Source organism: Micromonospora sp. NBC_00617, from assembly GCF_045161355.1.
GTDB lineage: Bacteria > Actinomycetota > Actinomycetes > Mycobacteriales > Micromonosporaceae > Micromonospora.
In genome coordinates this window covers 4,732,629-4,755,625 of sequence record NZ_CP107751.1, presented here as the reverse complement: position 1 = coordinate 4,755,625, position 22,997 = coordinate 4,732,629, and the positions used below count along the sequence as shown (strand labels likewise).

General features: G+C 72.2%; 21 protein-coding genes. 18 read left to right on the top strand and 3 right to left on the bottom strand.

Annotation, left to right across the window (positions count from 1 at the left end):
• The first annotated feature begins 35 nt into the window (after window positions 1-35).
• From OG505_RS21825 to ahcY, 10 genes are all read left to right on the top strand, one after another.
• The gene (locus OG505_RS21825; protein ID WP_405427079.1) at window positions 36-629 is read left to right on the top strand and encodes a DinB family protein; all 594 of its coding nucleotides are present in this window, start codon (window positions 36-38) and stop codon (window positions 627-629) included.
• Window positions 629-1,285: a tetratricopeptide repeat protein gene (locus OG505_RS21820; protein WP_405427077.1), complete on the top strand. Its 657-nt coding sequence runs from the start codon at window positions 629-631 to the stop codon at window positions 1,283-1,285. Before OG505_RS21825 ends, OG505_RS21820 begins: the two co-directional genes overlap by 1 nt.
• 176 nt (window positions 1,286-1,461) lie before the next feature.
• Complete coding sequence (nfi, locus tag OG505_RS21815; protein ID WP_405427075.1) at window positions 1,462-2,214, top strand: deoxyribonuclease V; 753 nt, start codon at window positions 1,462-1,464, stop codon at window positions 2,212-2,214.
• A 210-nt stretch (window positions 2,215-2,424) separates the two neighbouring features.
• A complete protein-coding gene (locus OG505_RS21810) occupies window positions 2,425-3,474 on the top strand; it encodes a hypothetical protein (protein WP_405427073.1) in 1,050 nt (349 codons plus the stop codon).
• 69 nt (window positions 3,475-3,543) lie between these two features.
• Entirely contained in the window at window positions 3,544-4,929 is a 1,386-nt protein-coding gene (locus OG505_RS21805; protein WP_405427071.1) for a phosphomannomutase/phosphoglucomutase, read from the top strand.
• Window positions 4,930-4,990: 61 nt separating this feature from the next.
• Window positions 4,991-5,176 (top strand): Trm112 family protein, encoded by a 186-nt coding sequence (locus OG505_RS21800; protein WP_007455824.1) that lies wholly within the window; start codon window positions 4,991-4,993, stop codon window positions 5,174-5,176.
• Window positions 5,173-6,369, top strand: a complete 1,197-nt coding sequence (locus OG505_RS21795; RefSeq protein ID WP_405427069.1) for an SIS domain-containing protein — start codon at window positions 5,173-5,175, stop codon at window positions 6,367-6,369. Before OG505_RS21800 ends, OG505_RS21795 begins: the two co-directional genes overlap by 4 nt.
• 58 nt (window positions 6,370-6,427) lie before the next feature.
• The gene (locus OG505_RS21790) at window positions 6,428-7,435 is read left to right on the top strand and encodes a cation diffusion facilitator family transporter (RefSeq protein ID WP_405427067.1); all 1,008 of its coding nucleotides are present in this window, start codon (window positions 6,428-6,430) and stop codon (window positions 7,433-7,435) included.
• A gap of 4 nt (window positions 7,436-7,439) precedes the next feature.
• Entirely contained in the window at window positions 7,440-8,603 is a 1,164-nt protein-coding gene (gene manA / locus OG505_RS21785; RefSeq protein WP_405427065.1) for a mannose-6-phosphate isomerase, class I, read from the top strand.
• Window positions 8,604-8,867: 264 nt separating this feature from the next.
• Complete coding sequence (gene ahcY, locus OG505_RS21780) at window positions 8,868-10,367, top strand: adenosylhomocysteinase (protein ID WP_405427063.1); 1,500 nt, start codon at window positions 8,868-8,870, stop codon at window positions 10,365-10,367.
• A gap of 337 nt (window positions 10,368-10,704) precedes the next feature.
• On the opposite strand, the gene OG505_RS21775 is transcribed toward ahcY, so the two are convergent.
• The gene (locus tag OG505_RS21775) at window positions 10,705-10,851 is read right to left on the bottom strand and encodes a hypothetical protein (RefSeq protein WP_405427061.1); all 147 of its coding nucleotides are present in this window, start codon (window positions 10,849-10,851) and stop codon (window positions 10,705-10,707) included.
• A 167-nt stretch (window positions 10,852-11,018) separates the two neighbouring features.
• Between OG505_RS21775 and efeU the strand changes: the two genes are divergently transcribed.
• The 8 genes from efeU to hpf all read left to right on the top strand — a co-directional run bounded on the left by efeU (window position 11,019) and on the right by hpf (window position 20,587).
• Entirely contained in the window at window positions 11,019-12,020 is a 1,002-nt protein-coding gene (gene efeU / locus OG505_RS21770; protein ID WP_405427059.1) for an iron uptake transporter permease EfeU, read from the top strand.
• A 24-nt stretch (window positions 12,021-12,044) separates the two neighbouring features.
• Complete coding sequence (gene efeO, locus OG505_RS21765) at window positions 12,045-13,178, top strand: iron uptake system protein EfeO (RefSeq protein WP_405427057.1); 1,134 nt, start codon at window positions 12,045-12,047, stop codon at window positions 13,176-13,178.
• 25 nt (window positions 13,179-13,203) lie between these two features.
• On the top strand, window positions 13,204-14,481 hold the full coding sequence (gene efeB / locus OG505_RS21760) for an iron uptake transporter deferrochelatase/peroxidase subunit (RefSeq protein WP_405427055.1): 1,278 nt from the start codon (window positions 13,204-13,206) through the stop codon (window positions 14,479-14,481).
• 251 nt (window positions 14,482-14,732) lie between these two features.
• Window positions 14,733-15,422, top strand: coding sequence for an MtrAB system response regulator MtrA (gene mtrA, locus OG505_RS21755; protein WP_007455837.1), 690 nt, complete (start codon window positions 14,733-14,735; stop codon window positions 15,420-15,422).
• Window positions 15,423-15,434: 12 nt separating this feature from the next.
• A complete protein-coding gene (mtrB, locus tag OG505_RS21750; protein WP_405427052.1) occupies window positions 15,435-17,192 on the top strand; it encodes an MtrAB system histidine kinase MtrB in 1,758 nt (585 codons plus the stop codon).
• Complete coding sequence (locus tag OG505_RS21745; protein ID WP_405427050.1) at window positions 17,189-19,006, top strand: LpqB family beta-propeller domain-containing protein; 1,818 nt, start codon at window positions 17,189-17,191, stop codon at window positions 19,004-19,006. Before mtrB ends, OG505_RS21745 begins: the two co-directional genes overlap by 4 nt.
• A gap of 4 nt (window positions 19,007-19,010) precedes the next feature.
• Window positions 19,011-19,718, top strand: a complete 708-nt coding sequence (locus OG505_RS21740) for a ComF family protein (RefSeq protein ID WP_405427048.1) — start codon at window positions 19,011-19,013, stop codon at window positions 19,716-19,718.
• A gap of 236 nt (window positions 19,719-19,954) precedes the next feature.
• The gene (hpf, locus tag OG505_RS21735; RefSeq protein ID WP_405427047.1) at window positions 19,955-20,587 is read left to right on the top strand and encodes a ribosome hibernation-promoting factor, HPF/YfiA family; all 633 of its coding nucleotides are present in this window, start codon (window positions 19,955-19,957) and stop codon (window positions 20,585-20,587) included.
• Window positions 20,588-20,650: 63 nt separating this feature from the next.
• On the opposite strand, the gene OG505_RS21730 is transcribed toward hpf, so the two are convergent.
• Window positions 20,651-21,766: a GNAT family N-acetyltransferase gene (locus OG505_RS21730; protein ID WP_405427045.1), complete on the bottom strand. Its 1,116-nt coding sequence runs from the start codon at window positions 21,764-21,766 to the stop codon at window positions 20,651-20,653.
• On the bottom strand, window positions 21,763-22,914 hold the full coding sequence (locus OG505_RS21725; RefSeq protein WP_405427043.1) for a GNAT family N-acetyltransferase: 1,152 nt from the start codon (window positions 22,912-22,914) through the stop codon (window positions 21,763-21,765). The genes OG505_RS21730 and OG505_RS21725 overlap by 4 nt, the downstream gene beginning before the upstream one ends.
• Between the last annotated feature and the right edge of the window lie 83 nt (window positions 22,915-22,997).

Genomic DNA, 22,997 nt, shown 5'->3' with positions numbered 1-22,997 from the left:
TGCCGAGGTGGACGGGTATCGACAAGAGTCGCCGTATGGCTGACGCACGGGCCGAGGCGGCGACCTCCGACGGCCAACCCACGCGGACCTTCGGCTGGTCGTTCCTGTTCGTTCATCCGGACGACGACCCGCGCTCGGATGGCAACTTCGCCGATGAGCGGACGGTGCTCGTCGAGTATCTGCGCGACCAGCGCCTCACGTTCGAGCTCAAGTGTGGCGGCCTGAACGCCGAGCAGTTGGCCCGGCGGGCGGTGCCGCCGTCGACGATGTCGCTGCTCGGTCTGATCCGGCATCTGGCCGAAGTGGAGCGTGGCTGGTTCCGCAGGACGATGGCCGGGCAGGTCGCGCCCAAGCTGTACGGCTCGGACGACGATCCCGACGGCGACTTCACCGGCGCGGTGGCTGACCGGGTCGTGGTGGAGGAGGCGTACCGGGCCTGGCGTACGGAGGTCGAGTTCTCCGAGCGGTTCGTCGCCGAGGCGGCGGATCTGGGAGTGCAGGGGCGGCAGCGGGATGGCAACGTCATCGTGCTTCGCAGGCTGCTGGTGCACATGATCGAGGAGTATGCGCGGCACAATGGCCACGCCGATCTCCTGCGCGAGCGCATCGACGGAAGGGTGGGTCAGTGATGGCCGAAGGGTTCGACATCCGATTGACGCGGGCGCAGGAGCGCTATGAGCAGGCGGTCTTCGGCGGCGACGCGAAGTCGTTGGACGAGGCGGAGCGTGATCTCGTGGCGTTGGAGGCGGACACGGCGTTGGCGCGGGGCCGGCTTCTGCATGCTCGCTTCCTGGAGACCGGCGCGGAGGACGCGGCCGAGCTGTCGCTCTTCGAGCGGGCGGCGCAGCTCTACCGCGAGCTGGGCGACCCTCGGGGCGAGGGGGAGTCGCTGTTCTGGGTGGGCACGGTCCACCAGGTGATCCGCGGGGACCAGGCGGCGGCCGACCCGGTCTTCGCGCGGGCGCGTGAGCTGGCGACCGAGGCGGGGGACGAGTTGACCCTGTCGTACGTGCTGCGTCACCTCTGCTTCGGTGAGCAGGCCGCCGGTCGGGTCGACGCGGCGCGGGGGTTGCTGGAGGAGTCGACGCGGTTGCGCCGGAAGCTGTCGTTCACCCCGGGGGTCGCGGCGAATCTGATCGGGCTGGCGTACCTGGCGGCGAGCGACGGTGAGCGGGACGCCGCCCGTGGCCTGCTCGACGAGGCTGCCTCCCTGGCCACCGGCAGCGACGCGCACGGTGTTGCCCGGTGGGTCGAGGAGGCCCGCGACGAGCTGAAACTCGCCTGATCACGGTCGGGCGGGCGCGTTCCGGTCTGGACTGTCGGTCCGGGCCGGAGATCCGGCTCGACATCGCCGATATTGGGGTGTCCCCGAGGACGTGGGATACGGCGATATCGCCGAAACTGAGTGGATCAAGGCCCGGGGCCGGCGCTGATGCCGGTGTGGATCAAGGGTGGGCGCTGATGTCTGGTGGATCGATGCCGGGGCCGGGGCACGTGCCGCGCACCGTGTCGGAGGCGGTGGCCGTACAGGAGGAGTTGCGACCGCTCGTCGACCTGGTCGGGCCGGGTCCGGCCGCGCCCGCGACGGTGGCCGGCCTGGACGTCGCGTACGCCGAGAGCGGCGACCTCCTCGCGGCGGCCGTGACCGTGCTGGACGCCCGGACGCTGGCGGTGGTGGATTCCGCGGTCAGCGTGGGCCGGCCCGCGTTCGGTTACGTGCCGGGGCTGTTCGCGTTTCGCGAGCTGCCGGCTCTGCTCGCCGCGCTGGACACGCTGACGACCATCCCGGACCTGCTCGTCTGTGACGGGCATGGCGTGGCTCATCCGCGCCGGTTCGGGCTCGCCTGTCACCTCGGGGTGGTCACCGGCCTGCCCGCGATCGGCGTGGGCAAGACGCCGCTGGTCGGCGAGGGGGATCCACCGGCCGCCGAGCGGGGTGCCTGGTCGGCGCTGCGCGACGGGGATGAGGTCGTGGGCCGGGTGCTGCGGACCCGGGACGGGGTGAAGCCGGTCTTCGTGAGCGTCGGGCATCGGATGAGCCTGGACAACGCGACCGCGCAGGTGCTCGCGTTGACTCCGCGCTACCGCCTGCCCGAGACGACCCGTACCGCCGACCGGCTCTGCCGCGACGCCCTCGCCGGGATCACACGTGCCAACCTCGACGAATCGGGCGGTGGAGCCGTCGGAAGCTCCGACGGACATCGCCGAGAGTGATCGACTCGACATCGGCGATATCGGGGTGTTCGAGGCCGATGGATATCCCAGACAGCACCGATACCGAGTGGATCAAGGCCCGCTGGCCGCCGGGGCTGGGTCGTAAACCGTAACGCCGCACACATGCGGGCCGCTCTATGACCGGTGGCGGGGGTGGCCCGGTAGTAGCCTGGCCGCGGACCCCACCCGGGGAGAAACGGTGAGGTGATCATGACGGTGCGTCGACGCGCGGCACGGCTCGCGACGGTCTGCGGTCTGCTGGTCGGCCTGGTGATGCTCGGTGCGTCACCCGCGCTGGCCGACGACGACTCGGTCCGTGTGGGATCGGCCAGCAGCTTCGCCGCCGGGGGCTCGGCCCAGGGGGTGAACGTGGCGGTGCGCAAGCGCTCCGGCGGCTGCGTCCTGCTGCGTACCGCCCTGGGTCTGCGCCTCGAGGGTCTTCAGTCGAGCCAGGTGGCGGTCCAGGTGAAGGCGGGCAAGAGCTGGGTCCCGGTGGCCGTCGGCGGCGGTGGCGGCACCGTGGAGACCGGGCAGACCGCACCGGCGAAGCCGACCCTGTGCAAGGGCAAGAGCATCACCGTGCGGTACCGGGTGGCGTTCGCCGCCGACGCGCCGGGCGGCCAGCTCTACGTGACCGGTGTGGGTCTCACCGCGGCCGGCGAGCAGCTGGGGCACGGCGCCGACACGGCAAAGGTCACCGGGCGGCTCTCCCCGTCGCTCACCCCGACGCCGTCGAAGAAGCCGACCCCGACCCCCAGCCCCACCGAGGTCGCGGCGGCCAGCGAGGTGGTGAACCCGGCCGCGCTGGGCCCGACGTCCGCCGCGCCCAGCGTGACCTCGGCGGCCGCCGAGTCCGGCGGTGGTTCGCCGATCATGTTCTTCGGCATCGCCATGGTGGCGGTCGGCCTGCTGCTCATCGTGCTGCTGGTGCGCCGATCCCGGCAGGACCGCACGCCGTCCGACGAGCCCGGCCCGCTGCCGGGCAACCCCGGTGGCACCACCTACCGCTCCGGCGGTGGGTCACCGGTCGTGCCCGGTCAACCCGGCCCGGTGTACGGCCAGCAGCCGCCGACCGCCGGCCAGGTGCCCCCGCCCCGACCCGCCGGCGGAGGGGTCTACCGAGCGCGACCCGTCCCGCCGACCCCGGACGCCACGCAACCGATGCCGGGTGCTCCGGCTGGTCCGGGTGCCCGACCGCTGCCCGGCGATCCGCCCGACGGCGGCGATCACACCGTGTTCATGCCTCGGCTCCCCAGCTGAGCGGGGTCGGGCCGGGCCGCTCCGATACGCTCAGGCTCGGTGGAAACCTGCGGCCAAGGAGCGGAACCAGTGTCTGATCTGTCCCAGATCGTGAAGGCGTACGACGTCCGAGGGACGGTGCCGGACCAGTGGGACGAGCGGGTCGCCGAGGCGCTCGGGGCCGCATTCACCCAACTGCTCAACACCACTGACGAGCCCGGCGACGCGGTTGTCGTCGGGTACGACATGCGGGCCAGCTCGCCCGGTCTGGCCGCCGCCTTCGCCGCCGGGGTTCGGGCCGAGGGGCGCTCGGTGATCGAGATCGGGCTCGCCTCCACCGACCTGCTCTACTTCGCCTCCGGTTCGCTCGACCTGCCCGGCGCGATGTTCACTGCCAGTCACAACCCGGCGCAGTACAACGGCATCAAGATGTGCCGCTCCGGCGCCCGGCCAATCGGCCAGGACAGCGGGCTGGCGGAGATCCGGGAGCGGGCGCAGGCCCTACTGGACTCGGGGGCGTCGCGCCCGGCGGGCGAGCCGACCCGGCCGGCCGAGCGGCGTGACCTGCTTCCCGACTACGCCGCGTACCTGCGCAAGCTGGTCGACCTCTCCGGCATCCGCCCGCTGAAGGTGGTGGTCGACGCCGGCAACGGGATGGGTGGCTTCACCGTCCCCACCGTGCTCGGCGACGCGGCCCTGTCGGCCCTGCCGTTGGAGATCGTGCCGCTCTACTTCGAGCTGGACGGCACCTTCCCCAACCACGAGGCGAACCCGCTGGACCCGGCGAACCTGGTCGACCTCCAGCGCGCGGTGGTCGAGCACGGGGCCGACATCGGCCTGGCCTTCGACGGGGACGCCGACCGGTGCTTCGTGGTGGACGAGCGCGGAGCGCCGGTCTCGCCGTCGGCGATCACCGCGCTGGTCGCGGCACGTGAGCTGGCCAAGCACCCGGGCTCCACGGTGATCCACGGCCTGATCACCTCCAGCGCCGTCGCGGAGATCATCCGTGAGCACGGTGGGGAGCCGGTGGTCGCCCGGGTGGGGCACTCCTTCATCAAGGCGGAGATGGCCCGTACCAACGCCGTCTTCGGCGGGGAGCACTCCGCGCACTACTACTTCCGGGACTTCTGGTTCGCCGACACCGGAATGCTCGCCGCGATGCACACCCTGGCCGCCCTGGGCGAGCAGTCGCTGCCGCTGTCCGTGCTGGCCGGCGAGTACGAGCGCTACGTCGCCTCGGGCGAGATCAACTCGACGGTCGCCGACCAGGCCGCCGCGGTGGCCGAGGTGCGTGCCGCGTACCCGGACGCGACGGCCGACGAGATGGACGGGCTGACGCTGCGTTTCCCCGACGGCGCCTGGTTCAACCTGCGTGCCTCCAACACCGAGCCGCTGCTGCGGCTCAACGTCGAGGCGCCCACCCGCGAGCGGATGGTCTCGCTGCGGGACGAGGTGCTCGACCGCGTTCGCCGATAAGATCGCCTGCGCCGGTCGGCACCGCCGCCGGTGACCCCGCACTCGTGGAAGGAGCCGCGCCATGGCCCTGGATCCGCAGTTGCTCGAGATCCTCGCCTGCCCGGACACGCATCACGCCCCGCTCACCTACGACGCGGAGGCGCAGACGTTGACCTGCACGGAGTGCGGCCGGATCTTCGAGGTCCGCGACGACGTGCCGGTGCTGCTGCTCGACGAGGCGCGTGGCGGCCCCGGACAGCAGTCATGATCGACGGTACGGCCGGGGTCAGTGGGCGTCGCGACGCCGACGAGGCCCTGCTCGACAACCCGGACGCGCTGGCCGAGCACGACCCGGGCGGCATGCTGCGGCACACCGCGTCGGCCGGCGCCCAGGTGCGCGAGAGCGCGGCGTTGGCCGCCGAGGCGAACCTGGCGGTGCTCGCCGACGACGGGCGTCCCCGGGCCGTGGTGATCGCCGGCATCGGCACCGCCGGGCGTACCGGTGACGTGCTGGCCACGGTCGCCGGGCCGCGTTGCCCGGTCCCGATCATCGGGCACCGCAGCGCGGGCGTACCCGGTTGGGTGGGCGCCGCCGACGTGGTGATCGCGGTGAGCGCGTCCGGTCGGAGCCCGGAGGCGTTGGGCGCCGCCGAGGCCGCGCACCGTCGCGGTGCCCGGCTGGTCGCCGTGGGCGCACCGGACTCGCAGTTGCAGTCGGTGGCCGAGCGGGCCCGCGCGCCGTTCATCCCGGTGCCGCGACGCGCGCCGGCCCGGGCCAGTCTCTGGGCGCTCACCGTGCCGGTCCTGCTCGCCGCGCGTTCACTCGGGTTGGTGAAGGTCAACGAGGCGGACCTGGCGGAGACGGCGGCTCGGCTCGACGCGGACGCCGACCGCTGCCGCTCCGCCGCCGAGTCGTTCGTCAATCCGGCCAAGTCGTTGGCGCTGGGCCTGGCCGGCTCGATCCCGATCGTGTGGGGCTCGTCCCCGCTGGCCACGGTGGCGGCCCGCCGCTTCGGCGACACCCTGTCCGCCAACGCCCGCTACCCGGTGGTCACCGGGGCGCTGGGCGAGGCCGGGCGCGGCCGGGTCGGGCTGCTCGACGGCGTCTTCGGTGGCCTCGCCGAGGGGGAGCGGGACATCTTCGCCGACCCGGCGGAGGACGACGGCGAGGGCACCCGGCTGCGGCTGGTCCTGCTGCGCGACGGCGGCCTCAACGCCGACGACGACACGGATGAGCCGCTCGCGGTCGAGGAGCGCCGCGCGGACGCGGTGCAGACCCTCGCCGAGCGCCGTGGTGTGCGCTGCGACGTGGTGACCGCCGAGGGTGGTTCGGCTCTGGAGCGGCTGGCCTCGCTGATCGCCGTCCCGGATTTCGCCTCGATCTATCTTGCTCTGGCACACGGGTTGGATCCGATGGCCGTCCCGGCCATCACCGAGATGAAGGAGCTGTCGAACCAGTGAACGAACGCGGGGGGCGGCGCGTCACGTACGTCACCACGACGCGAAGCGGAGTGGCGGCGTGAGCGCGAACGGCGGGACGAAGGCGATCGTCGCCGCCCTGCTGGCCAACGTCGGCATCGCCGTCACCAAGTTCATCGCGTTCCTGCTCTCCGGGTCCTCGTCGATGCTGGCCGAGGCGGTCCACTCGGTCGCCGACTCCGGCAACCAGGGTCTGCTGCTGCTCGGCGGAAAGCGGGCGAAGCGCGCGGCCACCCCGGAACACCCCTTCGGGTACGGCCGGGAGCGCTACATCTACGCGTTCATCGTGTCGATCGTGCTGTTCAGCATCGGCGGCCTGTTCGCCCTCTACGAGGCGTACCACAAGTGGTCGCACGCCGAGGGCATCACCGAGTGGCAGTGGCTTCCGGTGGCGGTGCTGCTGGCGGCGATCGCCATGGAGTCGTTCTCCTTCCGGACGGCGATCAAGGAGTCCAACCACATCCGGGGCAAGCAGTCCTGGGTGCGCTTCATCCGGCGGGCCAAGGCGCCGGAGCTGCCGGTGGTGCTCCTGGAGGACTTCGGCGCGCTGGTCGGTCTGGTCTTCGCGCTCTTCGGCGTCGGCATGACGCTGATCACCGGCAACGGCCGGTGGGACGCCGCCGGCACCGCGATGATCGGCATCCTGCTGGTGCTCATCGCCATCGTGCTGGCCATCGAGACCAAGAGCCTGCTGCTCGGTGAGGGTGCCGAGCAGCAGGACCTGGCCGCCATCGAGCGGGCCATCACCGAGGGCTCCGAGGTGGACCGGATCATCCACATGAAGACGCTCTACCTGGGCCCGGAAGAGCTGCTGGTGGCCGCGAAGATCGGCGTGCCGGCCTGCGAGAGCGCCCAGGAGTTGGCCCGTGGCATCAACGCCGTGGAGGCGCGGATCCGCACGGCCGTGCCGATCGCCCGGGTGATCTACCTGGAGCCGGACATCTACAGCGCCGCCGCCGCGGCGGCCGGCACCGGCACCGCCGCCGACACCGCCGTACCGCAGCCCGAGGACGTGTCGGGCGAGGCGGTCGGACGGCCCGGGGGCTGAGACGGTGGAACCGCTGTACGGACCGATCCGGGACTACGCCTGGGGTTCCCGCTCAGCCATCGCCCTGTTGCAGGGTCGGCCGGTGCCCAGCGCCGGCCCGGAGGCGGAGCTGTGGCTGGGCGCCCACCCAGGCGCCCCGGCCAGCGTGGAGCGCGCCGGCCTGCGGGTGAGCCTTTGCGACCTGGTGCGCGACGAGCCGGGGCAGTGGCTGGGCCAGCGCGTGACCGACCGGTTCGGCACCCGGTTGCCGTTCCTGCTCAAGGTCCTCGCCGCCGACGCGCCGCTGAGCCTGCAGGCCCACCCGGACGCCGAGCAGGCTCGGGCGGGTTTCGCGGCGGAGGCGGGCCGACCCGCGGGGGAACGCAACTACTCCGACCCGCACCACAAGCCGGAGCTGCTGGTCGCGCTCACCCCGTTCGAGGCGCTGTGCGGTTTCCGGGATCCGGTGGAGTCGGCCGAGGCGCTCGCCGCGTTCGGCGTACCGGCGTTGGGCCCGGTGGTCGACGCGCTGCGGGCCGGGCCGTCCGGGCTGCGCACGGCCGTGCGGACGCTGCTCGGCTGGCCGGCCGCCGAGCGCGACGGGCTGCTGCGGGCCGCCCTGGCATCGGCGGCCGACGGCCCGGACGCGGACCTGGCCCGCCGGCTGGCGATCGCCTATCCGGGCGACCCGGGCGTGCTGGTGGCGATGCTGCTGCACCACCTGCATCTGGTGCCGGGGGAGGCGATCTGGATGCCCGCGGGCAACCTGCACGCGTACCTGAGCGGCTGCGGCGTGGAGATCATGGCGGCCAGCGACAACGTGCTGCGCGGGGGGCTGACCCCGAAGCGGGTGGACGTGGACGAACTGCTGCGGGTGCTGCGTTTCGAGGTGCTCGACGATCCGGTACGCGCCGCGCAGCCGGTCGCCCCGGGCGTGGACTGCTGGCCGGTGCCGGTGGACGACTTCGCGCTGCACCGGGTGCGGGTCGGCGCCGCCGTGCCGGAGGTCACCGTGGCGCTGCCCGGCCCCCGGGTGGTGCTCTGCGGTGCGGGCTCGGTCACGGTCGACGACGGGGCGGGCGCGCTGACGCTGGCGTCCGGCCGGGCGGCGATCGGCACGGCGTCCGGCGAGCCGTTGCGGATCAGCGGTGATGGTGAGGCGTACGTGGCGACGTCGGGGCTGCGCTGAGCCCGCCACAAGTCCGACTTTCCCGGAATAGCTTGACGCGCCCCTGGCTGAATGTGACTCTATGAGTACGCAGCGTTATCGCGACGACGGTCCGGCAACGTGCGGGGAACCAAACCGGGGGGATGCACGGGGCGGGCGGAAGTGGGCAGCGGGTCTGTCCACCACCGACCGCCCCGTGCGCTGTCCGCAGCCCGTCCCCCGTCCCCCGTCGTCGGCGCGCGTAAGGTGGAGGATCGGCGCAGACATCGTTCGACAGGAGCTTTCATGACCAGCACCCTCCCGGCGGCCGCCAGCGGTACGCCGTCCGAGGCCCGGCCGAGCACGCTCGCCGAGGGCGACTTCAAGGTGGCGGATCTGTCGCTCGCCGAGTTCGGGCGCAAGGAGATCCAGCTCGCCGAGCACGAGATGCCCGGCCTGATGGCGATCCGGCGGGAGTTCGCCGAGGCGCAGCCGCTCGCCGGCGCGCGGATCACCGGCTCGCTGCACATGACCATCCAGACCGCCGTCCTGATCGAGACGCTGGTCGCCCTCGGCGCGCAGGTCCGCTGGGCGTCCTGCAACATCTTCTCCACCCAGGACCACGCCGCCGCCGCGATCGTCGTCGGCCCGAACGGCACCCCCGACGCCCCCGCCGGCGTCCCGGTGTACGCCTGGAAGGGCGAGACCCTTCTGGAGTACTGGTGGTGCACCGAGCAGGTGCTCGCCTGGCCGGACGGGCAGGGCCCGAACATGATCCTCGACGACGGCGGCGACGCCACCCTGCTGGTCCACAAGGGCGCCGAGTTCGAGAAGGCCGGCGTCGTGCCGCCGGTCGAGTCCGCCGACTCCGAGGAGTACGGGGTCATCCTCGAACTGCTGCACCGCTCGCTCGCCGAGGACGGCCAGCGCTGGACCCGGATCTCCGCCGGCATCAAGGGCGTCACCGAGGAGACCACCACCGGCGTGCACCGCCTCTACGAGATGCACCGCGCCGGCACGCTGCTCTTCCCGGCCATCAACGTCAACGACTCGGTGACGAAGAGCAAGTTCGACAACAAGTACGGCTGCCGCCACTCCCTGATCGACGGCATCAACCGGGCCACCGACGTGCTGATCGGCGGCAAGATGGCCGTGGTCATGGGCTACGGCGACGTGGGCAAGGGCTGCGCCGAGTCGCTGCGCGGCCAGGGCGCCCGGGTCGTGGTGACCGAGGTCGACCCGATCTGCGCGTTGCAGGCCGCGATGGACGGTTACCAGGTCGCGACCCTGGACGACGTGGTCGAGCAGGCGGACATCTTCATCACCGCCACGGGCTGCTTCGACGTCATCACCAACGAGCACATGGCCCGGATGAAGCACCAGGCCATCGTCGGCAACATCGGCCACTTCGACAACGAGATCGACATGGCCGGCCTGGCCAAGCGCTCCGACGTCGAGCGGGTCAACATCAAGCCGCAGGTCGACCTGTGGCGCTTCACCGACGGGCACGCCATCATCGTGCTGTCCGAGGGGCGTCTGCTGAACCTGGGCAACGCGACCGGGCACCCGAGCTTCGTGATGTCGAACTCGTTCGCCAACCAGACGATCGCCCAGATCGAGCTGTTCACCAAGACCGAGGAGTACCCGGTCGGCGTCTACGTGCTGCCCAAGCACCTGGACGAGAAGGTGGCCCGCCTGCACCTGGGCGCGCTCGGCGCCAAGCTGAGCACGCTCACCAAGGAGCAGGCCGCGTACCTGGGCGTCTCGCAGGAGGGTCCGTTCAAGCCGGACCACTACCGCTACTGATCGACATCTCTCCGAACCGGGCCGGCTGTTCGCAGCCGGCCCGGTTCGTCATTCCCGCCCCGCCCCGCCCCGCCCCGCCCCGCCCAACCCCGCGATCTTGCAGTTTCGGTTGGGGATTTGTGGCTCTAGCCCGCTATGTCGCCACAGAAAGTGCAAGATCGCGAGGGCTTATGGGCGGGCGGGGCGGGGATGGCAGCAACTTCGGGGATGTTGCTGTCTCCCGCGCGTCTGACGCAGCAACATCCCTGAAGTTGTGACGATCTTTGGGCGCGGGGCGCGGGGCGCGGGGCGCGGGGCGCGGGGCGCGGGGCGCGGGGCGCGGGGCGCGGGGCGCGGGTTAGTCGCGGCGGGCGGGGCGGAACCACGTCCACGCACACCAGGCCAGCCAGCCCAGGGACACGACGGTGGCCAGTGCCCGCAGGCGCAGCGCGCTGAGCAGCAGCACCATGGCGAGCACCGCCAACCACGGCAGGAGAGCCTTCACGGCAGGGATCCTCCCACGCTCGGACGGTGGCCGGTTCGTGGTGCCGCCGAAGACCAGGTCACCGCGAGAGTGGGCTTGTCATGAACGACTTGACGAGGTCCCGGAACAGGAGGAAGGTATGGCTGCCCTAAGTTAGCTGAGGCGTGCCTAATGAACACGGAGCCGGGATGTTCGCCACCTACCTGATCGGCCTGCGGGAGGGCCTGGAAGCGACCCTGGTGGTCAGCATCCTGGTCGCCTTCCTGGTGAAGTCGCAGCGCCGGGACCGGTTGCCGCAGGTGTGGGCGGGCATCGGCCTTGCCGTGGCGCTCTCCGTGCTCTTCGGCTGGCTCATCGAGTACACCTCGGCCTCGCTGCTGTCCCGCTCCGAGGACCGCGAGCTGTTCGAGGCCATCACCTCCGTCGCGGCCGTGGTGTTCGTCACCTGGATGATTTTCTGGATGCGCAAGGCGGCCCGCACCATCGCGGGCGAGCTGCGCGGCAGGCTCACCGAGGCGCTGGCCGTCGGGTCGCTCGCCGTCGCCGGCATGGCCTTCCTCGCGGTGATCCGCGAGGGCCTCGAAACCGCCCTGATCTTTTACTCCGCCGCCCAGGGCGCGGCCGGCGACAGCGGGCCGCTGCTCGCGCTGATCGGCGGCATCGCCACCGCCGTGGTGCTCGGCGTGCTGCTGTACGCCAGCGCCCTGCGGATCAACCTCAGCAAGTTCTTCACCTGGACCGGGGCCCTGCTGATCCTGGTCGCCGCCGGCATCCTCAAGTACGGCGTGCACGACTTCCAGGAGGCCGGTGTCCTGCCCGGCCTCAACGACCTGGCCTTCGACATCACCAGCGCGCTCGACCCGACCACCTGGTACGCGGCGCTGCTGGCCGGGATGTTCAACGTGACCCCGGCGCCCACCGTGCTCGAGACGATCGCCTGGATCGCGTACGCCGTGCCGGTCCTGGTGTTCTTCCTGCGCCCGACCCGGCGTACCCCCGCACCGGCCGCGGCCACCGCGGGGTCGGCCGCGCCCTCCGCGCCGGCACCGGTCGCGGCCTCGGCGCCCGCTGTCGCCGCGTCGGCGGCCGAGCCGACGTCTCCGGACGCCACGACCACCACCACCGTCACCGAGCGCGGGGCCGACACCGGCGCCGAGGCCGATGCGGCATCCGCGCCGCGGCGTGCCTGACCCCCACGAGGAGAGACAGCTCAGATGCGTACCACCCGATTCTTCGCGCTGGCCGCTGCCGGTGTGCTGGCGACGGCCGGCGTCGCCGCGTGCTCCGACTCCAAGAAGGATGAGGCGGGCGCGGCCGGTGGCGCGATCGTGGTCAAGGCCACCGACACCGCCTGCGAGGTCGGCACGACCGACCTCGGCGCCGGAACCGCTACCTTCAAGATCACCAACTCGGGCGCGAAGGTCACCGAGTTCTACGTGTACGCCTCCGGCGACCGGGTGATGGGCGAGGTGGAGAACATCGCCCCGGGTCTGAGCCGTGAGCTGCACGTCGAGCTGCCGGCGGGCACGTACGAGACGGCCTGCAAGCCGGGGATGAGCGGCAAGGGCATCCGGGGCGCGCTCAAGGTCAGCGGTTCGGCGCAGCCCCTGACCGCCGACGCCACCCTGGCCGGGGCCACCGACAACTACCAGCGCTACGTCAAGAGCCAGACCGGCGCGCTGCTGGAGAAGACCGAGGAGTTCGTCGTCGCTGTGAAGGCCGGCGACGTGGCGAAGGCCAAGGCGCTCTACCCGGTCGCGCGCACCTACTGGGAGCGGATCGAGCCGGTGGCCGAGATCTTCGGCGACCTCGACCCCAAGATCGACGGCCGCGAGGAGGTCATCGAGGAGGGCATGGAGTTCACTGGCTTCCACCGGATCGAGAAGGACCTCTGGCAGTCCGGCGACATCAGCAAGGACGGCCCGATCGCGGACCGGCTGCTGGTCGACGTCAAGGAGATCGTGGCCAAGGCCAACGCCGAGAAGCTCTCCCCGCTCCAACTCGCCAACGGCGCGAAGGAGCTGCTCGACGAGGTCGCCAGCGGCAAGATCACCGGCGAGGAGGAGCGCTACTCGCACACCGACCTGTGGGACTTCGCCGCCAACCTGGAAGGTTCCAAGGCGGCGCTGTCCGCCCTCCGGCCCGCGTTGGAGCAGCGCTCGCCGGAGCTGGTCAAGCAGCTCGACACCGAGTTCGCGAACGTCGAGGCGCAGCTCGGCAAGCACCGCGACGGCGACGGGTGGAAGCTGCACACCGCGTTGAGCAAGGCGGAGCTCAAGGAGCTCTCCGACGGCATCAACGCGCTCGCCGAGCCGATCAGCAAGGTCGCCGCAGTCGTCGCCCGGTGACCGGGACGCAGGGGGAGTCGAGTCGATGAGCGCAAGCAGGTTGACGCGCAGGCGGGCCATCACGCTCGCTGGCGCGGGGGTGGCCGGAGTCGCCGGGGTGGCCGCTGGCGCGGGCGCGCTGGTGGGCGACTCCCGTGGCCCGGCGGCCGCCAGCGACCACCCGGCGGGCGCGGTCCCGTTCCACGGGGAGCACCAGGCCGGCATCGTCACCCCGGCGCAGGACCGGCTGCACTTCGTCGCCTTCGATGTGATCACCAAGGACCGGGCCCGCCTGGTCGAGATGCTCCAGGAGTGGACGGCCGCCGCCGCCCGCATGACGGCCGGCCGCGACGCCGGGGTGCTCGGCGCGGTCGGTGGCATGCCGGAGGCCCCGCCGGACGACACCGGCGAGGCGCTCGGCCTCCCGCCGTCGCAGCTCACCCTGACCATCGGCTTCGGCCCGACGCTGTTCCGCGACGCCGACGGCCGGGACCGGTTCGGCATCGCCGACCGCCGCCCGGCCGCCCTGGCCGAGCTGCCCAAGTTCCCCGGTGACGCGTTGCAGGCCCCGATCTCCGGTGGCGACCTGTGCGTGCAGGCGTGCGCCAACGACCCCCAGGTGGCGGTGCACGCGATCCGCAACCTGGCGCGGATCGGCATGGGGGTGGTCAGCGTCCGCTGGTCGCAGCTCGGCTTCGGCCGTACGTCGTCGACGTCCCGCGACCAGGCGACCGCCCGCAACCTGTTCGGCTTCAAGGACGGCACGGCCAACCTCAAGGCCGAGGAGACCGACCTGCTCCGCGACCAGCTGTGGGTGCAGCCGGGCGACGGACCGGACTGGATGACCGGCGGGTCGTACCTGGTCACCCGCAAGATCCGGATGCTCGTGGAGACCTGGGACCGGACCTCCCTGGCCGAGCAGGAGGAGATCGTTGGTCGGACCAAGGGCAGCGGCGCCCCGCTCGGGCGCGGCAAGGAATTCGACGAGCCGGACTTCGCGGCACGCGGTGACGACGGCAAGCCGCTGATCGCCGAGCACGCCCACGTCGCCCTGGCTCACCCGAGCAGGAACAACGGCGCGCACCTGCTGCGGCGGGGCTACAACTTCGTCGACGGCTCGGACGGTCTCGGCCGGCTCGACGCCGGCCTCTTCTTCATCGCCTACCAGCGGGATCCACGCCGGCAGTTCGTGCCGATCCAGACCCAGCTGGCCCGCCACGACGTGATGAACGAATATCTGCGGCACGTCTCCAGCGGCCTGTTCGCCTGCCCGCCCGGAGTACGCGACGGTGGGGACCACTGGGGCCGCTCGCTCTTCGGGTGAGCGCCAGCAGGCTCACGACGGCGACCCGTCGTCCGGATCGCGACAGCGCGGCCGTCCGGGGCCTACGGTGGCGCCGGACGGCGCCGAGGGGGGATCATGGTGACAGCCGGCCCCGGGTCCGATCCCTGCGCTGGCCCTCGCACCACGTGGCGCCGCCGCCGCGGGTCGCGGTGACTGGTTTTGCCGGCGGCGCTATCCGTGCCGGGTGACGCCGGTCCCACCGAACTGAATGGGGATGCAATATTAATCCCATGAGAGCCCGGGTACTGGTGGTCGACGACGACCCCGCACTCGCCGAGATGCTCGGCATCGTGCTGCGCAGTGAGGGTTTCCTGCCCTCGTTCGTGGCCGATGGCGAGCGGGCGTTGGCAGCGTTCCGTGACAGTCGACCGGACATCGTCCTGCTCGACCTCATGTTGCCCGGAATGAGTGGTATCGACGTGGCACGGTCGATCCGTGCCGAGTCCGGCGTGCCGATCGTCATGCTGACCGCCAAGAGCGACACCGTGGACGTCGTCCTCGGCCTGGAGTCCGGCGCCGACGACTACGTGGTCAAGCCGTTCAAGCCCAAGGAGCTGGTGGCCCGGATGCGGGCCCGGTTGCGCCGTGGCGAGGACGTGGCGCCGGAGATGCTGACCATCGGCCCGCCCGGCAACCAGATCACCATCGACGTGCCGGCCCACACCGTGAGCCGCAACGACGAGGAGGTGAAGCTGACGCCGTTGGAGTTCGACCTGCTGGTCGCGCTCGCTCGCAAGCCGCGTCAGGTCTTCACCCGCGAGGTGCTGCTGGAGCAGGTCTGGGGCTATCGGCACGCGGCCGACACCCGACTGGTCAACGTGCACGTGCAGCGGCTGCGCGCCAAGATCGAACCAGATCCGGAGCGGCCGGAAATCATCCTCACCGTGCGGGGCGTGGGCTACAAGGCGGGCACCGGATAGCCTGGTCACACTGTGTCGACCTCGCCGCCCCCGCACCCCCAGACCACGGCAGCCCGCCGGCTCAACGCCGGCCGGGACCTGTGGCGTGCCCTCAGTGGCCGGGTCGCGCGGCTGGTGGCCCGGGCACACCAGACCTGGCGCCGCTCGCTCCAGGTCCGGGTGGTGACCATCACGCTGGTCGCCTCCAGCCTGCTGGTGGGCGGTTTCGCGTACCTGATCGCTGACAAGATCACGACGATCCTGCTCGACAACGCCCGCACCGACGTCCAGTTGCGGGTCAAGGGCGGCGCGGGCTACGCGGCCAAGCAGGTCTCCCTCTACGGCCAGCCGCAGGAGGCGCAGCTTCAGGAGACCATCGAGGGCACGGTCAACTACCTGGCCGGCGGCGACCCGCAGCAGACCAGTGGCGTGGTGGTGGCCATCACCGCCGCCGACTACCCGACCATGATCCAGACCCGCACCGCGCCGGCGGTCAACGTCCAGCCCCTGATCAGCAAGGAGCTGCGGGCCGCGGTCGCCAGCGGCAAGGTGGCCAGCCAGATCCAGACCGGTCGGCTCACCGGCGAAACGACGAAGTACCTGGTCTACGGCTCGCCGGTGCCGACCCGCTTCGGGCAGATCGAGCTCTACTACCTGGTGCCGCTGACCCGGCAGGACGCCACCGCCGCGGACGCCCGAGCCACCGTCGTCGCCACCGGCATCGCCCTGGTGGTCCTGCTGGGTCTGCTCGCCGCCCTGGTCACCCGCCTGGTGGTCAACCCGGTCCGCGTCGCCGCGCGTACCGCCCAGCGGCTCTCCGCCGGCCTTCTCGACCAGCGGATGGTGGTCAACGGCGAGGACGACCTCGCGCTGCTGGCAGCCTCGTTCAACCAGATGGCGACCAACCTGCAACGGCAGATCCTGCGCCTGGAGGAGATGTCCCGGTTGCAGCGCCGGTTCACCTCCGACGTGTCGCACGAGCTGCGGACCCCGTTGACCACGGTCCGGATGGCCGCCGACCTGATCTTCGCCGAGCGCGACGAGTTCGACCCCGCGGTGGCCCGCAGCGCCGAACTGCTCCAGGCCGAGCTGGACCGCTTCGAGGAGCTGCTCACCGACCTGTTGGAGATCAGCCGGTTCGACGCGGGCTTCGCCATGCTGGACGCCGAGCCGACCGACCTGGTGCCGGTGGTGCACCGGGTCGTCGACCGGTTGGCCGGCCTGGCCGAGCGGGTGGGCGTGGAGATCGAGCTGGACCTGCCGACCACGCCGGTGATCGCCGAGGTCGACCCCCGCCGGGTCGAGCGGGTGCTGCGCAACCTGGTCGGCAACGCCGTCGAGCACGGCGAGGCCCGTCCGGTGCTGATCACCCTCGGCATCGATGACACCGCCGTGGCGATCACCGTTCGCGACCACGGGGTGGGGCTGAAGGTGGGTGAGGAGAAGCTGGTGTTCAACCGGTTCTGGCGGGCGGATCCGTCCCGGGCCCGGCAGACCGGCGGCACCGGGCTGGGTCTGTCGATCAGCCTCGAGGACGCCCGCCTGCACGGTGGTTGGCTGGAAGCCTGGGGAGCGCCCGGGCAGGGCGCCCAGTTCCGGCTCACCCTGCCGGCCCGCGCCGGTGACCGGCTCACCACGTCGCCGCTGCGGCTGGTGCCCGCCGACGCGGCGCTGCCGTTCGGCGGCCCCCGCGACGGCGGCCCGCTGGCCATCGGGCCGGGCGCCGGTGGAGCGCTGGCGATCAGCCCCGCGCCGACGGGAGACGGCCAGCGGGCGGAGGTGCGCTCGTGAAGGTTCGACCACTGCTGGGCGCCTTCGGCGCGGCGCTCCTGCTCAGCGCGGGCTGCGGCATCCCGGCGTCGTCCGACGTGCGGGTGGACGGCAAGGCCGGCACGGCGACCGAGGCCGGGTCGAGCAACGGCCGGAGCAGCGAACCACCGTCGCGTACGGCCAGCGGCAGCGACAACGAGGCGTTCGTGCGTAACTTCCTGTCCGCCGCCGCCGGGGAGCCGGACCGGGCGTACGAGCGGGTGAAGGCGTTCATCGCCCCGGAGCACAAGCCTCGCCTGCAGGACAAGAAGGGCAGCGAGGTCGCGCTGACCGTGGTCCGGCTGCGGGAGTCGGTCTTCACCTTCAACAGCGACTCGACCACCACGGTCAAGATCTCGGTGCAGCAGATCGGTGTGCTGCGGACCAACGGCACCCTGGCACCGCCGGTGGCGACCGAGACCGAGTACGAGTTCCGGCTGCGCAGCGCCTCCTTCGGTGGGGCCGACAACGACGAGCGCGCCGGTCAGTACGTCCTCGACCCGCCGAACGTGCTGCTGCTCAGTGACGTCGCCCTTCAGCAGTACTACCAGGACGAGTCGATCTACTTCTGGAGCTCCGACCGCACGCGGCTGGTGCCCGACCAGCGTTATCTGCCGTTCGCGGTGCCGGACGAGCGCCGGGTCAACGAGGTCGTGCGTTGGCTGGTCGGCGGCCCGTCCGACTGGCTGCGGCCGGGCGTCGTCGGCCTGCCCGACGGCACCGAGCTGATCAACAACGCCACCGGCGCGAACAACCGCTGGGAGGTCAACCTGGACATGTCCGGCGACGACCAGAACCGGGTCGACCAGGTGGTCACGCAGCTCGCCTGGTCGCTGGGTGATCTGCCGGGCGAGCTGGAGCTGAAGATCCGCAACAACTCGCAGCCTGTGCAGGATCTCAACGAGCGCCGGCTGGCCCAGCCGCTCTACCCGGTTCGGGAGAGCCCGCAGCGGTTCGGTGTCTACGAGGGCGCGATCCGCCCGCTGGACTTCGTCGGCGAGCCCAGCGGCATCGTGCCCCTGGCGGCCGAGGTCAACCGCAACATCGTGTCCGCCGGCCTCGCGCGGGGCACCAACCGGATCCTCGCCGCGACGGTGGTGACCAGTGGCAAGGACCGGCAGCGACTCGCGGTGGGCGCCGGCGCGGACACGGTGGCCGCGCTCAACCGCGGCGGCACGGAGTACGCCTCGATCAGCCGCCCGGTGTGGCTGCGTACCGTCGACTCGCGCCCGGCACAGGGGCTGGTGGTGGCCGACGGACGTCTCTATCGCTTCGACGAGGCCGCCGGCATGTCGGAGGTGCCGCTGAACCTGCCCTCGCCGCAGGTCACCGCGGTCGCCGCCGCGCTGGACGGTCAGCGGGTCGCGTTGATCGCCGGCGGGCGACTCTACGTCGCGGCGATCAACCTGGACGGCGCCGGGAGCGGGATGTCGGTCGGCCCGCCCCGGGCCCTGGTCACCTCGTTGACCGGTCTGACCGCGGTGGACTGGATCGGCGAGGATCGGCTGGTGGTGGCCGGGTCGGCGGGCCAGCCGGCGATCTACGAGATCAGCGTGGACGGCGCTCTGGAGACCCCGCTGCGCACCGACGTGGGCGCCAAGGTCAACCACCTGACGGCGTACCCCACCAACCGCAGCGTGCGCGTGCCCACCGGGGCGTACATGTACGAGGCGAACAAGGTGGCGTACCGCAGCAGCCCGTTCGAACGGATCGAGCCGGGAAGTGTGCGCGACGTCCCCGCGCCGCCGGCCGGGGTCCGGCCGAGCAACCCGTCCGCCCCGTTCTTCCTCTACTGACGCCGTGCGCGACCTCTGGGCGGACCTCGCCGACCTGGTCCTGCCCGCGGACTGTGCCGGCTGCCGGGAGCGGCACGCCGTCCTGCGGCACGGCTTCTGCCCCGCCTGCGTGACGGCGCTGGGTGTGCTGCGTCCGCGGACGGTCCGCCCCACACCCGCCCCGGCGGGGCTGCCGCCCTGCGTCGCCCTGGGCCCGTACGCCGGCCCGCTGCGTGAGGCCCTGCTGGCGTACAAGGAGCACGGCCGGCACGGTCTGGCCCGCCCGTTGGGCGCGCTGCTGGCCGAGGTGGTCGTTGCGGCGGTCGGCGGAGTCCGTCCGCTGGAGTTGGTGCCCGTGCCCGACACCGCCGCGGCGGCCCGGGCCCGCTACGGTGACCACCTGGACCGGTTGGCCCGGCACTGCGCGAGCCGGCTGCGCCGGGGCGGCTGGCCGACGCGGGTGCGCCGTCCGCTGCGCGCGCTGCCCCGTCCGGACTCGGTGACGCTGGACAGCGTGGGCCGGGCCGCGGCGGCCGAGGCGGCGTTCCGACCCCGGTCCGGCGCGTCCGATGGGCGTCGCCGGGCGGCCGGCGCCCCCTTCGTGGTGCTGCTGGACGACATCGTCACCACCGGCGTGACCCTGGCCGCGGCGGCCCGGGTGCTGACCGCGAGCGGACGGCCACCCGGTGTCGCCGCGGTGCTCGCCGCGACCGAGAAAAGACACCAGTTGTAACCGACCGTGTTTCCGTTTCACCCGTTGGTGTATGAGGTGCGAAAAATTCTGGGCCGTCTTGCCAACATGGGGTGACTGCCGAGCGAACAGGAGTTAGCGTTTCGCTGTCAGGGGTAGGAAGTCTTTCCATCCCGCCCCCGGCGGTGAGAGGAGGCGTAGCCGTACTGACCGGTCGACGCCAGCGGGTCTCCCCACGGCGCGCGACCGGGTAACCGGATCCGAACAAGGGAGGTCACGTGGACATCGTGGTCAAGGGCCGCAACGTCGAAGTGCCGGACCATTACCGGGTACACGTAGCCGAGAAACTCGCAAAGGTCGAACGCTACGACCACAAGATTATCCGCATCGATGTCGAGCTGTTTCACGAGCGCAATCCGCGCCAGGCCGACCACTGCCAGCGGGTGGAGATCACCTGCGTTTCCCGGGGCCCCGTGATTCGGGCCGAGGCCTGCACGAACGATTTCTACAGCGCGCTCGACGCCGCCATCGCGAAGCTCGATACCCGGCTGCGCCGTGCGGCGGACCGCCGCCGCGTACACCGTGGTCGGCACGCGCCGATCTCCGTCGCCGCCGCCACCGCCGACCTGCCGGTGACGGATCTGGTGGCCGCCCCGCTGTCCGCGCCGGGCGCGGGCGCCCGCGCCGGCACCGCCGTCGCGGAGCGGGTCGAGGAGGAGCACGACCAGCCGTGGCACATCGCCCGGGAGAAGGTGCACCCGGCGGAGCCGATGACGATCGACGACGCCCTGTTCCAGATGGAGCTGGTCGGCCACGACTTCTACCTGTTCCAGGACAAGGAGACCGGCCGCCCCAGCGTCGTCTACCGACGTCACGCCTACGACTACGGCATCATCTCCCTCGACACCTGAGCCGGGCCTGACCCGCGTCGAGCGCGGGGTTGTGGTGGGCGGCCGCCACAACCCCGCGCCTCGTCAGCGCAGGTCGGCCGGCAGCAGGGCGAACGTCAGGTCGTCGAGGCGAGCACCCGCCAGGCCGGGCAGGCGACCGCGTTGCAGGGCCTCGCGCTGGAAGCCGACCCGCTCCAGCACGCGATGCGAGGCGGTGTTCTCCGGCACGGTGCCGGCGGTCAGCCGGGCGATGCTGGCCGGGCCGAACGCCCAGGCCGCGAGCAGCCGCACCGCCCGGGTGGCGTAGCCGTGCCCCCGCCAGCGCGGGAGCAGCGCGTAGCCGATCGACGCCTCACCGCTGGTCACCTCGGTGTACGACAGGCCGCAGCTGCCCGCCGGCTCGCCGGTGGCCACGGCGACGATCAGCAGTCGGGCGATGTCGCCGGTCAGCCATGCGCTCTCCGCCAGCCGGCAGCGCCGCTCGATCGCCTCGGGCGTCGGTGGCACCGGCGGGGCCTGGTTGGCGACCACCTCCGGCCGGCTGTGCAACCCGTACATCATCTCCGCGTCGTCCGGCGCGAGGCGACGCAGCGCCACCACCTGATCGGTGAGCACCCCGTCGGGCAGGTCCGGCAGCAGCCGGGGGGTCGGGCCGGGCGGATCGTCGGCGAGGCGTACCCAGGTCAGCAGATCGTGCCGGCCGCCGTCCCGGCGCTGCCCGGCCGACCGACGCAGGCCCTCGTACCGGAAGCCGGCGGCCAGCGCGACGCGCTGGCTGGCCGCGTTCTCCGGCTCGGTGAGCAGTTCCAGCCTGACCGTCCCGGCGCTGAAGGCGTGCTCGCTCAACGCGCGGGTCGCGGCCGTGGCCACCCCGCGCCCCCGCGCCGCCGGCCGCAGCCAGTAGCCGATCTCAGCCTGACTCCGGCCGGGCACCGGGTTGTCCAGTCCGGCCCCGCCGAGCAGCCGGTCGGTGGCCGGGTCCGCGATGGCGTACGCGGCCCCACCGCCGGCCCAGACCGCCGGTGCGCCGGCCTCGACCCACCAGTGGGCGTCCACCTCGGTGTACGGGGCCGGCATACTGGACACGAACCGCTGGCTGAGCGGGTCCGCGCAGCCCTCGACCAGATCCGCGATGTCGCTGGCCCGAAATGGCCGGAGCCGCACCCCGTGCGCCTCGACGACCGGCGGTGCCCCGGTCATGCCAGGTCCCCGGCGAGCAGCGCGGCCACCCACGCGTCGACCCGCTCACCCCGGTGCTGGACCCCGCCCCGGGCGGTCCCCTCGAACGTGAACCCCGCCTTCTCGGCGGCCCGCCGGGAGGCCGTGTTGCCCACGTTCGCCTTCCATTCGATCCGGGCCAGTCCCAGCGTGGTGAAACCCCACGCGCTCAGCGCGATCAGGGCGGCCGGCAGGTGACCCCGCCCGCGGGCCGCCGGGGCGGTCATGAAGCCCACGTCCGCGAGCAGCGGGTCGGCGGGGGAGAGCCGTAGGTCCAGAGTGCCGACGTACCGGTCGTCCGGGTCGGCGACCACGAAGCAGGCGGAATCCCCCCGGGCCCAGGCGTCCTCGGCGTAGCCCCGGTACCCCTGTGCGTCGGAGCGGTCGTACGGGTCCGGAACGGTGGTCCACCGGATCGTCTCCGGGTCGCGGCAGGTCTGCACCACGGCGTCCAGATCGCGCTCCTGGATCGGTCGCAGCCGCAGCTCACCGGCCGCCGAGGTGGCGAACAGGGTCGGCTGTGGGCGGCCGAAGACGGCGGCCCGGCGGGCGACCAGGGTGCCGGGGCCGGCCGGCCCGGTCGACCCGGGTTCGGGCACCTCGCCGGGCAGCAGCGAGCCGACCCAGCCGTCCGAGCCGCCGTCCGGCGCCGGGTTCGCCTGCCGCAGCCGGCCGTCGATCCGGAACCCGGCCCGCAGGGCAACCAGCCGGGAGGCATGGTTACCCACCTCGGCCTGCCAGAGCAGCCGGCGCAGCCCCAGCTTCTCGAAGGACCAGCGGGCGACCGCCCGGGTGGCCCGGACGGTCACGCCCCGGCCGCGCGCCCACGGGGCCGTCCAGTAGCCGATCTCACCGGTGCCGGCACGGTCGACGGAGATCAGCCCGCACGAGCCGAGCAGGTCGCCGGTGGCCGCGTCGCAGACCGCGAACGGTGCCCCGGTGCCGTCCGCCCAGGCCCGCGCGCTCAACTCCGTGACGAAACCGTGGGCATGTTCGCGAAGGTATGGGCGCGGTACGGTGGTCCAACGCTGAATGTCCCGATCCTGGCAGGCGCGGTGTACGTCGTCGGCGTCCGCCTCCTGCCAGGGTCGCAGCAGCACGCCGTCCTCGACGATCTCCACAGGCTTCACCCGTGCATCGTGCCGGAACGTTCGCCGAAGGCGTAACCGGATAACGTCGCGGGCGCATCCCGTGCGGGAATTATGTCGGGTTC

Coding starts and splice junctions, on each gene's coding strand:
- OG505_RS21800 (WP_007455824.1), top strand. CDS start 4,991: ATGGCCCTGGATCCGCAGTTGCTCGAGATCCTCGCCTGCCCGGACACG.
- mtrA (WP_007455837.1), top strand. CDS start 14,733: ATGAGAGCCCGGGTACTGGTGGTCGACGACGACCCCGCACTCGCCGAG.
- OG505_RS21730 (WP_405427045.1), bottom strand. CDS start 21,766: ATGACCGGGGCACCGCCGGTCGTCGAGGCGCACGGGGTGCGGCTCCGG.
- ahcY (WP_405427063.1), top strand. CDS start 8,868: ATGACCAGCACCCTCCCGGCGGCCGCCAGCGGTACGCCGTCCGAGGCC.
- OG505_RS21820 (WP_405427077.1), top strand. CDS start 629: ATGGCCGAAGGGTTCGACATCCGATTGACGCGGGCGCAGGAGCGCTAT.
- OG505_RS21795 (WP_405427069.1), top strand. CDS start 5,173: ATGATCGACGGTACGGCCGGGGTCAGTGGGCGTCGCGACGCCGACGAG.
- nfi (WP_405427075.1), top strand. CDS start 1,462: ATGTCTGGTGGATCGATGCCGGGGCCGGGGCACGTGCCGCGCACCGTG.
- OG505_RS21810 (WP_405427073.1), top strand. CDS start 2,425: ATGACGGTGCGTCGACGCGCGGCACGGCTCGCGACGGTCTGCGGTCTG.
- efeO (WP_405427057.1), top strand. CDS start 12,045: ATGCGTACCACCCGATTCTTCGCGCTGGCCGCTGCCGGTGTGCTGGCG.
- OG505_RS21825 (WP_405427079.1), top strand. CDS start 36: ATGGCTGACGCACGGGCCGAGGCGGCGACCTCCGACGGCCAACCCACG.
- efeB (WP_405427055.1), top strand. CDS start 13,204: ATGAGCGCAAGCAGGTTGACGCGCAGGCGGGCCATCACGCTCGCTGGC.
- efeU (WP_405427059.1), top strand. CDS start 11,019: ATGTTCGCCACCTACCTGATCGGCCTGCGGGAGGGCCTGGAAGCGACC.